The organism is Paenibacillus sp. FSL K6-4396, from assembly GCF_038002525.1.
Lineage (GTDB): Bacteria > Bacillota > Bacilli > Paenibacillales > Paenibacillaceae > Paenibacillus > Paenibacillus amylolyticus_B.
In genome coordinates, this window is record NZ_JBBOCR010000001.1 from 6,062,848 (window position 1) to 6,076,572 (window position 13,725).

A 13,725-nucleotide genomic window follows, 5' to 3' on the forward strand; every position below is an offset into this window, starting at 1 on the left:
GTCTATTGGTTAAACAAAGTAAAAATAAAATTGTTTTTTACACGCTTGTTTACGCTATAATAGTCGAATAACTTGTTTCGGATGTGGGTCAGAACCCTTTAACAGAAGAATAGGAGTGCCTTAACGATATGAAAATAACCGGAGACCAGATGCTGGTCAAAAAAATAAACAAGTCGATCGTTCTGGATACGATCCGGCGCCATGCCCCTCTTTCTCGCGCACGAGTGTCCGAGGTTACGGGGCTGAACAAAGCAACGGTATCCAACCTGGTTGCTGATCTGATCAGTGATGACCTGGTACAGGAGATTGGCCCTGGGGAATCCAGCGGCGGACGTAAACCACTTATGCTGCTATTTCGAGGGACATCAGGCTATGCAGTCGGTCTGGAACTCAGTGTGACCCATTTGAAAGGCGTGCTTACAGATCTCGAAGGACACATCATTACAGAGTACGCAGTAACCTTGGAACATCATGACGTCTCCTCTGTACTGGAGCAATTGAAATTGGCAGCAAAACAGCTCATTGAAGCAGCTCCTGCTTCCCCTCACGGTGTCATTGGTATTGGCATCGGCGTGCCGGGCATGGTGGATGAGGCAGGAACGGTCCTGTTTGCACCCAACTTGGGGTGGGAAAAGGTAGCTCTGCGCTCGATGCTTGAAGAAGAATTTGAACTGCCTGTAACGATCGATAATGAAGCCAATGCTGGTGCCCATGGAGAGCTGAATTTTGGGGCAGGTGTCGGTGTCCGTCACATGATCTACATCAGTGCAGGCATGGGGATTGGTTCAGGCATCATGGTGGATGGTGAATTATACAAAGGTGCGTGGGGATACGCAGGGGAAACAGGCCATATGTCCATTGAAGCGGAAGGTCTTCCCTGTTCCTGTGGTAATCGTGGTTGCTGGGAGTTATACGCATCGGAAAAAGCCTATGAGCACCCGGATCATCAGCTAAAATTACCTGCTCATACCACACGCGAGCTTATTCATTATGCGGAGCAAGGCCACGATGCTGTTCAAGAATTATACAACACGATTGGACGCAAACTGGGGATTGGCATTACCAATATCGTTAACAGTTTCAACCCGGAACGTATTATTATTGGTGGACCGCTCTCTGAAGCAGGTCCCTGGATTGAAACGGCATTAAAACAAGTTGTCGAAGAACGTACGTTACCCTATCATCGCCGCAGTTTGCAGATTGAATGGGCAGCTCTAGGCAGCCGTTCCACCCGGGTTGGTGCCGCTTACTCTGCAATATCCCAATTTTTAGGTAAAATAAGAGTGTCCGTCTAATAACAGATGAAAATTGACATCATTTCGCCCCATTTCCTCCCTTTTTGTTAAAGAAATCCAGATGTATAATGGGGTTATGTGATTTTTGTCATGGCTGTGTGGATATAGCTGTGTTAATTCCGATAACGAAACGGAGTGAAAAGAAGCGTGACCTACGTGGATACTTCAGATATCTCGGCGCAAATGTTTGTCACCGTACTCCTGTTCCTGATTGTGCTTGCGCCCCTGTTCAGCCTTGGCATACTCCGATTGTTTCAGAGCAAAAAGAAGGCTGGTTTCATGTACATGCTGTCAGGAGTGCTTGTATATGTTGTGTTTCAGACTTTCATGAGTATTTTTTTCTAAATTATATTCTGCCTTATGCACAAAAAACCGTACCCTTCCGGGTACGGTTCTTTCTATATCCTAACGGCTCGCGAAAACCGGAATTGCATATGAATCGAAAATTTCTTTCAACATATGATGATTCAGATAATCAGCCTGATTTAAGCGTCCAATGCTTTAGCAAATTGAGTTTTGTTCATACCCAGAATGCGGTGTTCACCAATGACAGTCAATGGCACGGCACGTACGCCCATGTCCCATACTTGTTGTGCAAATTCATCGCTAGTTTCGATGTTGCGCTCTTCATAAGAGATACCTTTGTCAGCCAGGAATGTTTTTACGGATTTGCAGTTGGGGCAGTTCGTTGATGTATATACAATTACATTTTCCATGTTTAATTCACCTCATATGGTTTTATATTAATCTATAGTTTGGTTGGAATCAGCTAGTTCTATTACAGAACAACTGCGCTGTGCTCCAAGCTCTCAATGTATTTCTCTGTGTCCATGGCAGCCATACATCCGCTACCTGCAGCTGTAATCGCTTGTTTGTAACGTGTATCCTGAACGTCACCACATGCGAATACGCCTGGGATGTTTGTCTCGGATGTGCCTGGTGTAGTCAGGATATAACCGTGTTCGTCGGTAGTGATCTGTCCGCCAAGGAATCCGGTATTTGGTGTGTGACCGATAGCTACGAATACGCCGCTTGCCGGAATCACTTCTTCTACACCTGTTTCGTTGTTCAATACTTTCAGACCTGTTACGCCGTTGTCACCAGCAAGGACTTCAAGTGGTGTACGATTCAAAGCCATTTCTACTTTTTCGTTGCTGCGTGCACGATCCTGCATGATTTTGGAGCCACGCAGTTCTTCACGACGGTGTACCAGCGTTACTTTGGAACCGAAACGGGACAGGAAGCTTGCTTCCTCAAGGGCAGAGTCACCACCGCCGATCACGATGATCTCTTTGTTACGGAAGAAGAATCCATCACATGTTGCACATGTGCTGACACCGCGCCCTACATTCGTTTCTTCACCTGGGATACCCAGGTATTTAGCAGATGCGCCTGTAGACAGGATCAATGTTTCGGATACGAGTTCCCCCATACCTTCAACTTGAATCTTGAATGGACGCTCGCTCATGTCGATGTTGTTCACCCAGCCAGTGCGGAATTCAGCACCGAAACGTTCTGCTTGTTTACGCATGTTGTCCATCAGTTCAGGACCCATGATGCCATCAGGGAAACCTGGGAAGTTCTCCACTTCCGTTGTTGTTGTCAGTTGGCCACCAGGTTGTGGACCTTCAATAACGAGCGGGTTCAAGTTGGCACGTGCCAGATAGATTGCTGCTGTCAGCCCTGCAGGGCCTGTTCCAATAATAATTGATTTATACATGTATAGTTCCTCCCCCGGGTTCTGCAAAAAGGTTAGACCCTCCGGCATCAAAAGCTTAGGCTTTTGCATACACTAGAACGAAAAGCCCATATCATGTCCACAAGACCTGCATGTGATATGACAATGGCCCTATGCAGAAACGGAATTCTAATTTATAATCATTCTAATCTGTTGTTCATTATGATCTCTTTTATGTACGGTGTCAATGCTCGGCAGCGATTATGAAGAAGTCTTCATCAGGAGGGAAAATGGAAGCATGAACGATGCACTCATTGGCAGTTTTATATCAGCCATGTCAACCGGCCTAGGGGCCGTACCCATTCTATTTATGCGCAAAATATCGCACCGTCTGCGTGATATCTTGCTGGCATACGCCGCAGGTATTATGACCTCGGCCTCGGTGTATAATCTCATTCCGGAAGCGCTTGGCCAATCGAATCTCTTTGTACTTGCATTTGGTATTATGCTTGGTAGCCTGGTTCTACTGGTGCTGGAGATGAAGATTCCACACGTCGATCTGGAGAATCCCGAGAAAATGCCTTTTAAAATTGAAACCAAAGCCTTCATGATTATTGCAGCCATCACCATGCATAACCTGCCAGAAGGGTTATCCGTTGGCGTTAGCTATGCAAGCTCGGATGAGAACCTGGGCAATCTCATTGCCTTTTCCATCGGATTGCAGAATGCACCGGAAGGATTCCTGGTCGCCCTCTTTCTTGTGAACCAGAACATTGGCCGCTTCAAAGCGCTGGGTATTGCCACCCTGACTGGAGCGGTAGAGATTATTACCGCTATGATTGGTTACACATTAAGCAGTCTCGTAGCTGGTCTTGTGCCTTATGGTCTGGCCTTTGCAGCTGGTGCGATGATGTTCATTGTTTATAAGGAACTTATTCCAGAAAGTCACGGCGATGGCAATGCACGTGTGGCGACGATGTCCTTTTTGCTCGGGCTCATCACGATGATTGGTCTGACCGAACTGTTTTAATTGAAGACTAAAGAACCCGAGCGAACAGTCCAAGACTGTCGACCGGGTTCTTTGTTTAGCCACAAATGAAGATTCCATGAAATTACTGGGACCGTCTGTCAGAGGTATTTCGCCCTCTCCTGATCAGGATTGGATGAAACGAATCAGTTCCGAATTGAATTTTTCCAATTCATCATAGAATGCACCATGACCACTCTCTTCAAAAGCAATCAGTTGAGACGAAGCGATGCCTTGGTGCATCTGCTCGGCGAACTCAAACGGACAGATCTCATCTTTTTTCCCGTGCAAAATGGCCGTCGGCACCTGAATCGAACTCAGGTCACCTCGCAAGTCCTCATCCCGCAACGCAATTGCACTGCGAATGGTACCATAAGATGAAGCTTCCATGCCGAGAGCGTGGAACCAATCCATGAATGGCTGGCTGTGTTTCTTCGCGAAGAACATGCCGCCAAATGTCTCCAGCAACTTCGGACGATCTGCAAAGATCGGCTCAATGATCTGCTCATTCAGCTGCTCTGGAGTCAATCCATACGGATAACCTTCACGCTGTGTGAACACAGGTGCTGCCGCAGATAACAAGGCCAGCTTGGAGACACCATGTCCCTTATGGCGAGCCATGTAATGTACTGCAATCGCTCCACCCATGGAGAACCCTGCGAGTACCGCGTCTTTCAATTCCAGATCATCGATAACGGCACGAACATCATCTGCCATGCGATCATAATCATATCCTGTGGAAGGCTTATCCGATAAGCCATATCCTCTAAAGTCTATCGCAATGGCACGAATGCCGTGGTTCGGCAGTACATTCAACTGATATTCAAACATTTTATAATTAACAGGCCAGCCGTGCAAAAAGACAACCGGGGTGCCTTCGCCAATATCTTCAACATATACTTTTACATTTGGTTCCACTTGTACATAACGTCCCATATTTCACAGCTCCCTTATTATCGAACCGTCTCTTCGAATCATTACCCGCTGACCCAAGGTTCAAACGTAAGCCGTTCAACCAGCCGCATACTACCAGCGAAACCAATTAACCATCTTCCTCTCCAAATCTGATTACCGTAGCAGCCTAAGTCCATTCAGAATAACCAGAATTGTACTGCCTTCATGACCTACCACACCCAAAGGCAATGCGACGTCTTGGAGGAAGTTACCTGCAATTAAGGCCAGAATAACGGTGATGGCAAAAAACATATTTTGTTTCACCGTACGCTGAGCTCGACGAGCCTGCCCAATGACCCAAGCGATCTCTTCAATGTTATCGTTCATCAGTACCGCATCAGCGACCTCCAGTGCAGTTCCGCTGCCGGACAATCCCATCCCCATACCCACAGTAGCTGCTGCAAGTGCTGGTGCATCATTTACGCCATCCCCTACCATCAGCACAGGACCATACTGTTTGCGGAGCACTTGGACCTTCTTCACTTTATCTTCTGGCAGCAAGTCTGCATAGACCATGCTTACCCCCGTTTCACGCGCAATCACAGAAGCTGATCTGGCCCGATCTCCTGTTAACATCGCAACTTTTACACCCATGGCTTCCAGCTTTTTCACTGCAGCTGCTGCCTGTGGCCGTACGGTGTCCCGCATGGCGATCAGCCCAACTAATTCACCATCAGCCATAACAACGGATACGGTTTTCCCCTCCCCCTCAAGACGGGAGCATACATCGCCCCACTCAGAAGATACCTTCACATGGTTAACACCATGTTCATCTGGATCACCAACGTTGCTATCTTTCATCTCCTCTGACTGCATTGATCCCAGTACATCTGTTTTGCCAATGCTCCAGACCACACCATTTATAGTTCCTTCGATACCCCAGCCTGTTAGAGCCTGGACGTGCTCCGCTTCCTGAAGTGTAATGTTCTCCATGTTCGCCTGATCTACGATGGCACGAGCCAAAGGATGCATGGAGAGGTTCTCAATTGCCGCTACCGCAGCTAAGAGCTGGGCACGATCTACATTCTCAGCCGTAATAATATCGGTGACTTGTGGGGTGCCCATGGTTAATGTACCTGTTTTGTCAAAAGCCACGACCCGCGTGCGAGCCATATTCTCCATATGGGCACCACCCTTGAAAAGAATGCCACGGCGCGCACTGCTGGACATCGCTGACAACATGACAGGCATGATGGAAGACACCAACGCACAGGGTGAAGCAACAACTAGAAATACCATCGCTTTATAAAATGCCTCATTCCATGTCCAACCAAGCAGCAGTGGAGTTCCTGCAATCACAAGTAAGGTCACCCCTACAACAATGCGCGCGTAAATCCCTTCAAACCGCTCCATAAAACGCTGGGAATCCGGCACTTCTGCCTGCGCTTCCTCCACCATTTTAATGATTTTGCCAAACAGTGACCCTTCAGCCGATTTTGTAACCTCTACGTATAAGGCACCCTCCCCGTTTACCGTACCTGCATAGACTTCATCCCCCGCAACTTTGTCCACAGGCAGGGATTCTCCGGTGATGGACGACTGATTGATAAAAGAACTCCCCCGGTACACGACACCATCTGCTGGGATGAGTTCTCCCGGTTTGACCAACAGCAGATCACCCGGCTGGAGATCATCTATAGCCACAAGGTTCATCTGTCCATCCTCAATACGCAGTGCTGTCTCCGGCTTCAGCGCGAGCAACGATGAGATATCCTTATGACTGCGCTCTGTCGCATAACTTTCCAACGCACCACTGAGTGCAAAAATAAAGATCAGCATCGCGCCTTCATTCCAGTAACCGATGGCTGCTGCCCCAAGGGATGCGGCAATCATCAGCAGGTTTACATCCAAATCACGGTCCTTGACCAGTGTCTCGATGCCATCCTTCGCTTTGGTCCAGCCGCCAACGGCATACGCCACAATGTAGAGCATGATGGATAAAGTACCAAAATACGGTGCAGTTCCCCAGGCAATCAGCATCAACAGTCCGCTGCCCAATGCTGATTGCATCTCTTTATTCTGCACCATGGCTCGAAAATCAGGCTTCTTGCCCCGATTGGGGCCGGGTGTTTGGGATGAGCTTTGTTCTACTTGTTTCTGTCTGTGTAGAGGTTGATGTATCGCTTGCATATAAATCACGTTCCTTTCGAATGGTAGGTTTGCGGAGAGTGAATGTGCTCCAGTTCCGCTTCCAGAAATGAAGTTGTATTGAGAATGAGAGCCATTGTTAATGCCCTAAAAATGACACATGCTGCTGCGGGAATCCCGCAGCAGCATGGTTTTGTGAATGATTTTGAAATAATCTCGAATGAGAATGATAATCATTTTTGTGCTTATGCAATTATTTTTACCCAATACAACTTTTAATCAGTATATGCCTGTAATCCTCATTTGTAAATGGATATTTTCCGGACGGTTACTCCTAAATGCGCGTTAAAAAGGCAAAAAGCCGCTGTCCATGGGACAACGGCTTAAAGCATCTATTGATAGGCGTTTGATTATTTTATAGCATATCGCTTAAGTGAATGTTTCACATCCACCCAATACCATTTATGCACCTACACTTGCTCCCTGACTTGCTTTGATCGCTTGCTCCAGATCATGGATAATGTCTTGAATGTTCTCTGTGCCAATAGACAGACGAATCAGCTCCGGATTAACCCCTGCGGCAGTTTGTTCATCTTCAGTCAACTGCGCGTGAGTCGTACTTGCCGGGTGAATGATCAGTGACTTGGAATCGCCCACGTTTGCAAGGTGAGAGAACAGTTTAACATTTTCAATCAATTTACGACCCGCTTCCGCACCACCTTTGATGCCAAAGGTCAGAATGGCGCCCTGCCCTCTTGGCAGATACTTCTGTGCAAGCTCATAAGAACCATGGCTCGGCAGACCTGCATAACTTACCCAAGACACATCCTCATGTTTCTCAAGGAATTCAGCAACCGCAAGCGCGTTGCTACTATGGCGCTCTACGCGCAAGTGCAATGTCTCCAGTCCTTGCAGCAACAACCATGAGTTGAATGGAGAGATCGTTGCACCCAGGTCACGCAGAAGTTGTACACGAGCTTTGATAATATAAGCAATCGGTCCAACCGCTTCCGTATATATAACACCGTTATAACTGGCGTCAGGCTCCGTCAAACCAGGGAACTTGCCGCTTGCTTTCCAGTCAAATTTTCCGCTATCCACGATAACACCACCAATGGATGTACCATGACCGCCAATAAATTTCGTTGCAGAGTGAACGACAATATCTGCACCATGTTCGATTGGACGAAGCAGGTACGGACTTGGGAACGTATTATCCACGATCAAGGGAATTCCATGTTCATGAGCGATGGCTGCTACCGCTTCAATATCCAGTACATTCCCCTTTGGATTACCAATCGTTTCGGCATACAATGCTTTCGTTTTCTCCGTAATCGCCGCCCGGAAATTCTCAGGATCACTGGAATCTACAAATTTCACGTCCAGACCCAGTTTCGGCAAAGTTGTCGAGAACAGATTGTATGTACCTCCATACAAACTCGCCGAAGACACGATCTCATCGCCTGCACCAGCAATATTCAGAAGTGAAAACGTAATGGCTGCCTGACCAGAAGCTGTAGCCAGCGCTCCAGCTCCGCCTTCCAACGCCGCAATTCGTTGCTCAAACACGTCGGTTGTTGGATTCATCAGACGGGTATAGATGTTGCCAAACTCTTTCAAACCAAACAAGTTAGCTGCATGCTCGGTGTCCTTGAATCCATAGGATGTTGTCTGATACAAGGGTACAGCTCGTGCGTTGGTGGTTGGATCAATCTCCTGGCCTGCATGAATTGCCAATGTTTCAAATGAAAGCTCACGTTCGTTTGACATAAATCTGAATCCTCCCTTGATATATACGTTCGATAAATTTCATGATGTCTTGACATGGTGGCGTTGTTTTCCATATTCTCTCACAAGATGTTGCATTTGAAAAGACTTATTTCCGATTTTTCCGATGAGAAATATTAAATATGTACATTAACATTTCCATACCAAAAAAACCTTTGCCCTCGCAAAGGTTTTTCGGCTGCTGCAGATGCGCTGCACCACTTTTCAATCCGGCTGTCTCTTAGACCCGAACTGCACTCCATACTTCACGCAAATGTTTGGCCGCAGGTACAGCTTCCTCCGCAGTTACACCTTCAAGTGAAATATCGATATGTGGCTTATACGTTTTTAGCAATTCAAAAAATAACGGGTAATCCAGTATGCCTGCCCCAGGTACCGGATTGTACTTCTCTCCCTGTGCATCAAAGGCTACATCTTTGGCATGGATCACAATCATGCGCTGATACAGCGATTCCATCACCTCGCGTAAGAAAGCCCCTTGATCTGTAGCATGTGGTTGCTTGATCAGATTACACGGGTCGAACAGCATCCCCAGATTCGATGAAGGAATCTCTTCAAACAAACGTGTCATATGTTCATGCGTATGAAGAGTATGTGTGGACACAGGCTCAATCGCCGCATGCACGCCCCATTTCTCGGCTTCTTCAGCCAACTCCTCAACCGTTTCTTTCAGCACACTCCACGCCTTCCCTTCATATCCATCCGGATGTGTATCCTGATAAGTGTCCAAGTCCCCGGTCTCCGTTGCTACCATGCTGCAACCAAAATCCCGGGCATAACGCAGATGCTCCTTGAATCGATCAATGTCCGCACGGCGGCTTACCGGATCAGGGTCAATCGGATTAATATAACAGCCCAGTACCGCAATCTTCACCCCGCGCTGTGCAAATTGATCTCCGATCTCATTCGCTAGCCCTGGGCTCAGCTTGCCATTTGATGAGTCCACATCGGATAATGCTTTGGCCAGCGCCAGCTGTACGGAATTAAATCCGTTATCCGCAATCGTCTGCGCAAGCTGTGCTGTAGGCTGTTTGCCAAATGTATGTGCCAGAATACCAAGTTTCATCTCACTGCCTCCTTATGCTAATCCGATGATCAAGTGATTAACGTGCCATCCAGCCGCCATCGACATTCAGCACATGACCATTCAGATAATCCGAAGCGGCAGATGCCAGAAAGACAACCGGGCCTTTCAGATCTTCAGGTGTTCCCCAACGCCCCGCAGGAATACGGGCTGTAATATCCCGGTAACGATTCTCGTCCGCACGGATCTGGGTAGTATTATCGGTTTCCATATAACCAGGTGCGATACCGTTAATCTGGATTCCTTTACCTGCCCATTCATTGGCGAGTGCTTTGGTTAAACCGGCAACGCCATGTTTACTGGCTGTATACCCTGGCACGTTGATCCCACCTTGATAGGACAACATGGAGGCAATATTAATGATTTTGCCACTTCCGCGTTCAATCATATGTCTGCCTGCCAATTGGCTTAGGAAAAATACAGTGTTCAGGTTCAGACCAATTACATCATGCCAGTCCTGCCCTGCATGATCAGCCGCAGGTGTGCGACGAATGATTCCGGCATTGTTGACGAGAATGTCAATTCTGCCCTGGAACGCAAGCGCCTGTTCGAACACAGCCGACAACTCATCTTCACGACTTAAATCCGCTTCAATCACATAAGCTTTGCGTCCGAGTGCTTCAATGGCACTTGCCGTTGCCGCAGGTTTGGAATAAGAGACCAGCACCACATCAGCACCTGCTTCTGCCAAACCAATGGCCATCCCTTGTCCAAGTCCTCCCGAGGTACCTGTCACCAGTGCAACTTGTCCGCTTAAATCAAATGGGTTCATGAATGATTCCTCCGCATGGTTTTGATATGCAATTCCTTAGATCCGTCCGTACTTTAATCCCATGAATAATGAATGAGGTTAACTTTGATAATCCACTGTGACACCGCTCTGCTCGTATAAGGCAGCCGTCTCTTCATCCAAACGACTATCGCTGATAATATAGTCCAGTTCCGAACACTGGGCGAAAGTTCGCAGTGCAAATTGTCCGAATTTATAATGATCCACAACGCCGTATACTTGCTGCGAGGCAGATATCATTGCTTTTTTCAAAGGAACCAGATCTCCCGTATATATGGATAATCCAAATTCCGGATGAAGGGCTGTCGTGGATATAAAGGCTTTATGAATGTTAAGACTGGATATAAACGCAGCCGTGTCATCCCCAACCAACATATTCCGTACACGAGCCCCGCCAGGAACTACCAGTCGCACCTGCTCCTTTTTGGTCAACTCTGCAATAATGAACAGATCATTGGTCACCACCGTCAGCGGTTGATTATCGAGACGTTTGGCCATCTCCAGTGTGGTGCTGCCACCATCGAGAGCAACGATATCTCCAGGTCGAATGTAAGCCAGAGCACGTTCAGCAATCTCCGTTTTCTCCGAATGATGCTTCTCGGTAACTCCGCGGCTATTCAAGATGCCATATTGGTCATTCTGGGCCAACATAGCACCACCATGGACACGTACGAGCAGTCCCATACTCTCCAACTTGTCGAGATCCTCTCGCACTGTTTTCCCAGTCACCTGCAACAATTCACTCAGATCACTGACGGTTACCTCCTGGCGCTCCAGAAGAGCCTCCATGATTTTTTCATGTCTTTTCAATGGATTCATCCTAATCAACTTCCTATACCACCTGAGTCAAATGAATGAGTGTTCTAGTGTCTACCCTGTCAATTTAACTCAGACATCTGTAATTTATTATTTCAGGTCTTTCATCGCTACGCCGTCCATATCTTCGAACGTCTGGTTCTCACCAGCCATCGCCCAACAGAAGGTGTAATTGCTTGTACCCACACCACTGTGAATGGACCAGCTTGGAGAAATGATTGCCTGGCGATCACGTACAACCAGATGGCGTGTTTCGTTTGGCTCACCCATCATATGGAATACAGCACCGTCTTCAGGCAAGTTCCAGTACAAGTATACTTCGGAACGGCGGTTATGGGTATGTGCAGGCATCGTGTTCCACATGTTACCCTTGTCGAGTTCGGTAATGCCCATCACCAACTGACAACTCTGAATTCCACCTTCTCCTTGGTGAATGTAACGATAGATCGTACGCTCATTGGAAGTTTCGATGCTGCCCAGATGATTTGGCTGAGCTTGTTCTTGCGTTGCTTTTACTGTTGGATAGGTGTGATGAGCCGGTGTGGATACAAAATAGAATTGTGCAGGTTGAGCCTTGTCACTGCTTGTGAACACAACTTCCTTCACACCTCTACCGATGTAGAGACATTCCTTCGCTCCAATCTCATAACCTTGTCCGTCCGCTGTCACTGTTCCGTGACCACCGACATTAATGATACCGATTTCACGACGCTCCAGGAAAAAGTTCGTTCCGATATCTTTCAGGTTCACTTCAAGAGTAATGTCCTTGCTCTCAGGTACAGCCGTTCCCACAATATAACGATCCACATGAGAATACACCGTTACCAATTCATCGGTTGCAAACAGTTGCTCCATCAAAAATTCCTCACGCAGGCGAGATGTATCATACGTTTTCACTTCATTGGGATGTGCAGCATAACGATTTTCCATTATTAATCCATTCCTTTCGTCATTTAAATTAGTTGAGATTGAGTTTGAACATGTTCATATAAGTTCATTTTAGTTCATTATGTATCTTTTGTGTACCTTTATTTTCGAAAAAGTAATTTATGTGATAATGAGATTAAGACTTTTTTCCAATTTTTATGTATTACGTATTAAGAGAACCTTCCCCTCGATACCCGATTCAGCCGCTGCAATAGCCTGTTGTACATTCGTTAGTTCATACGTCGCCCCAATGTTTGCCATGACAAGCTTCCCTGCTCTGACCAGCTCCATCACCTCATGAAATACCTGTTCCCAGCGTTCTTGCGAACAGCGTTCCACCCAATGCTTTAACCAGAAAAGTTTCACATGAACTTGTGTTCCTCGGGTTACTTCATGCCATAACGGTGTGATCCCCGAAAGCAATCCTACACTGATGACCGTACCATTTGGCTTAAGGCAACTGACCAACTGTTCCCCATCTGTCCCTCCAATACAATCCACGGCTGCATCAGCACCGCACCCCTCTATTAATTCTGCGATTCTAGCCTGGAGCAACTCTTTCGTTGTATTGATAACAGAAACTGCTCCAAAACGATACAGTTCAGCAGTATGACGATCATCTCTCGTAAGCGCAATCAATTTAAATCCATAAATTTTTGAGATCTGTGCAAAGATTCGCCCGATTGCAGATCCCCCTGCATTCACAATCAGGGTATCACCGTACGTAAGCTTAAGCACCTCTGTACAGATCAACCAAGCCGTAACCGGATTAATATATAGCTGACTGGCTGAGTGATCATCGATATCATTCGGCACGATGATTGTATGACGATCCAAGGTCTTCACGACGTCCTGCCAAGTATTCTCACCTTTTAGCGGCAAGACGCGGCGTCCCAACATTTGATTGGATACTCCCGGCCCTACTGCTTCTACTATCCCCACACCCTCAAACCCGGGAACAGCTGGTAATCGGGTACGATGCGGGTAAGCTCCTCGAACAGGAATGAGATCGGAGGGATTAATAGGCCGAGCATGCATCCTCACTGCTAATTCACCAGGGCCAGGGGGTATCACATCTTTTTCTTCCATACATAACACTTCACTTGGTTCGCCAAAACGATAATAACGGATTACCCTTGCTTTCATTGGTGCATCTCCTAAAATAATTTTGCTGGAATAGCTCTAACTAGGATATTGAATATATTTCCAGGGTGTATAACAATAGTATCAATGGTAAATTATTTCATCAACGACTTATTATGATATAATCCAACTTTT

The 13,725-nt window shown here is 46.9% G+C and carries 14 protein-coding genes; 4 read left to right on the top strand and 10 right to left on the bottom strand.

The genetic code is table 11. The features are described from left to right. Positions 1-128: 128 nt before the first annotated feature. Positions 129-1,295: an ROK family transcriptional regulator gene (locus tag MHB85_RS26635; RefSeq protein ID WP_341073964.1), complete on the top strand. Its 1,167-nt coding sequence runs from the start codon at positions 129-131 to the stop codon at positions 1,293-1,295. A gap of 147 nt (positions 1,296-1,442) precedes the next feature. After that, the gene (locus MHB85_RS26640; protein ID WP_053779005.1) at positions 1,443-1,640 is read left to right on the top strand and encodes a hypothetical protein; all 198 of its coding nucleotides are present in this window, start codon (positions 1,443-1,445) and stop codon (positions 1,638-1,640) included. 140 nt (positions 1,641-1,780) lie between these two features. Here MHB85_RS26640 and MHB85_RS26645 read toward each other — a convergent pair whose 3' ends face one another. Further along, on the bottom strand, positions 1,781-2,011 hold the full coding sequence (locus tag MHB85_RS26645) for a glutaredoxin family protein (RefSeq protein WP_036668031.1): 231 nt from the start codon (positions 2,009-2,011) through the stop codon (positions 1,781-1,783). A 62-nt stretch (positions 2,012-2,073) separates the two neighbouring features. Beyond that, complete coding sequence (gene trxB / locus MHB85_RS26650; RefSeq protein ID WP_105601888.1) at positions 2,074-3,015, bottom strand: thioredoxin-disulfide reductase; 942 nt, start codon at positions 3,013-3,015, stop codon at positions 2,074-2,076. A 256-nt stretch (positions 3,016-3,271) separates the two neighbouring features. On the opposite strand from trxB, the gene MHB85_RS26655 reads away from it, so the two are divergent. After that, complete coding sequence (locus tag MHB85_RS26655; RefSeq protein WP_036606933.1) at positions 3,272-4,003, top strand: ZIP family metal transporter; 732 nt, start codon at positions 3,272-3,274, stop codon at positions 4,001-4,003. A gap of 123 nt (positions 4,004-4,126) precedes the next feature. On the opposite strand, the gene MHB85_RS26660 is transcribed toward MHB85_RS26655, so the two are convergent. Both MHB85_RS26660 and MHB85_RS26665 read right to left on the bottom strand, forming a co-directional pair. Further along, on the bottom strand, positions 4,127-4,936 hold the full coding sequence (locus tag MHB85_RS26660; RefSeq protein WP_127546588.1) for an alpha/beta fold hydrolase: 810 nt from the start codon (positions 4,934-4,936) through the stop codon (positions 4,127-4,129). 132 nt (positions 4,937-5,068) lie between these two features. Further along, positions 5,069-7,084, bottom strand: a complete 2,016-nt coding sequence (locus tag MHB85_RS26665) for a heavy metal translocating P-type ATPase (RefSeq protein WP_341073966.1) — start codon at positions 7,082-7,084, stop codon at positions 5,069-5,071. An 84-nt stretch (positions 7,085-7,168) separates the two neighbouring features. Here MHB85_RS26665 and MHB85_RS26670 point away from each other — a divergent pair, with 84 nt between their 5' ends. After that, positions 7,169-7,321 carry a hypothetical protein gene (locus MHB85_RS26670; RefSeq protein WP_192135780.1) on the top strand — a complete coding sequence of 51 codons (153 nt, stop codon included), beginning with the start codon at positions 7,169-7,171 and terminating at the stop codon, positions 7,319-7,321. 183 nt (positions 7,322-7,504) lie between these two features. Here MHB85_RS26670 and MHB85_RS26675 read toward each other — a convergent pair whose 3' ends face one another. The 6 genes from MHB85_RS26675 to MHB85_RS26700 form a co-directional block, all read right to left on the bottom strand. Next, complete coding sequence (locus tag MHB85_RS26675; protein ID WP_192135779.1) at positions 7,505-8,812, bottom strand: homocysteine synthase; 1,308 nt, start codon at positions 8,810-8,812, stop codon at positions 7,505-7,507. A 238-nt stretch (positions 8,813-9,050) separates the two neighbouring features. Next, a complete protein-coding gene (locus MHB85_RS26680) occupies positions 9,051-9,896 on the bottom strand; it encodes a sugar phosphate isomerase/epimerase family protein (protein WP_192135778.1) in 846 nt (281 codons plus the stop codon). 37 nt (positions 9,897-9,933) lie between these two features. After that, positions 9,934-10,686: a 2-dehydro-3-deoxy-D-gluconate 5-dehydrogenase KduD gene (gene kduD, locus MHB85_RS26685; RefSeq protein WP_091019283.1), complete on the bottom strand. Its 753-nt coding sequence runs from the start codon at positions 10,684-10,686 to the stop codon at positions 9,934-9,936. A 78-nt stretch (positions 10,687-10,764) separates the two neighbouring features. Beyond that, on the bottom strand, positions 10,765-11,523 hold the full coding sequence (locus MHB85_RS26690) for a DeoR/GlpR family DNA-binding transcription regulator (RefSeq protein ID WP_026081467.1): 759 nt from the start codon (positions 11,521-11,523) through the stop codon (positions 10,765-10,767). 87 nt (positions 11,524-11,610) lie between these two features. Continuing rightward, entirely contained in the window at positions 11,611-12,450 is an 840-nt protein-coding gene (gene kduI, locus MHB85_RS26695; protein ID WP_341073968.1) for a 5-dehydro-4-deoxy-D-glucuronate isomerase, read from the bottom strand. A 153-nt stretch (positions 12,451-12,603) separates the two neighbouring features. Next, on the bottom strand, positions 12,604-13,593 hold the full coding sequence (locus MHB85_RS26700; RefSeq protein ID WP_105601897.1) for a zinc-dependent alcohol dehydrogenase family protein: 990 nt from the start codon (positions 13,591-13,593) through the stop codon (positions 12,604-12,606). Positions 13,594-13,725 lie beyond the last annotated feature (132 nt).

What these genes read in the sequence shown, in the direction of transcription:
- MHB85_RS26635 (WP_341073964.1), top strand. Translation starts at nt 129, where the DNA reads ATGAAAATAACCGGAGACCAGATGCTGGTCAAAAAAATAAACAAGTCG.
- MHB85_RS26645 (WP_036668031.1), bottom strand. Translation starts at nt 2,011, where the DNA reads ATGGAAAATGTAATTGTATATACATCAACGAACTGCCCCAACTGCAAA.
- trxB (WP_105601888.1), bottom strand. Translation starts at nt 3,015, where the DNA reads ATGTATAAATCAATTATTATTGGAACAGGCCCTGCAGGGCTGACAGCA.
- MHB85_RS26655 (WP_036606933.1), top strand. Translation starts at nt 3,272, where the DNA reads ATGAACGATGCACTCATTGGCAGTTTTATATCAGCCATGTCAACCGGC.
- MHB85_RS26660 (WP_127546588.1), bottom strand. Translation starts at nt 4,936, where the DNA reads ATGGGACGTTATGTACAAGTGGAACCAAATGTAAAAGTATATGTTGAA.
- MHB85_RS26665 (WP_341073966.1), bottom strand. Translation starts at nt 7,084, where the DNA reads ATGCAAGCGATACATCAACCTCTACACAGACAGAAACAAGTAGAACAA.
- MHB85_RS26670 (WP_192135780.1), top strand. Translation starts at nt 7,169, where the DNA reads ATGAGAGCCATTGTTAATGCCCTAAAAATGACACATGCTGCTGCGGGA.
- MHB85_RS26675 (WP_192135779.1), bottom strand. Translation starts at nt 8,812, where the DNA reads ATGTCAAACGAACGTGAGCTTTCATTTGAAACATTGGCAATTCATGCA.
- MHB85_RS26680 (WP_192135778.1), bottom strand. Translation starts at nt 9,896, where the DNA reads ATGAAACTTGGTATTCTGGCACATACATTTGGCAAACAGCCTACAGCA.
- kduD (WP_091019283.1), bottom strand. Translation starts at nt 10,686, where the DNA reads ATGAACCCATTTGATTTAAGCGGACAAGTTGCACTGGTGACAGGTACC.
- MHB85_RS26690 (WP_026081467.1), bottom strand. Translation starts at nt 11,523, where the DNA reads ATGAATCCATTGAAAAGACATGAAAAAATCATGGAGGCTCTTCTGGAG.
- kduI (WP_341073968.1), bottom strand. Translation starts at nt 12,450, where the DNA reads ATGGAAAATCGTTATGCTGCACATCCCAATGAAGTGAAAACGTATGAT.
- MHB85_RS26700 (WP_105601897.1), bottom strand. Translation starts at nt 13,593, where the DNA reads ATGAAAGCAAGGGTAATCCGTTATTATCGTTTTGGCGAACCAAGTGAA.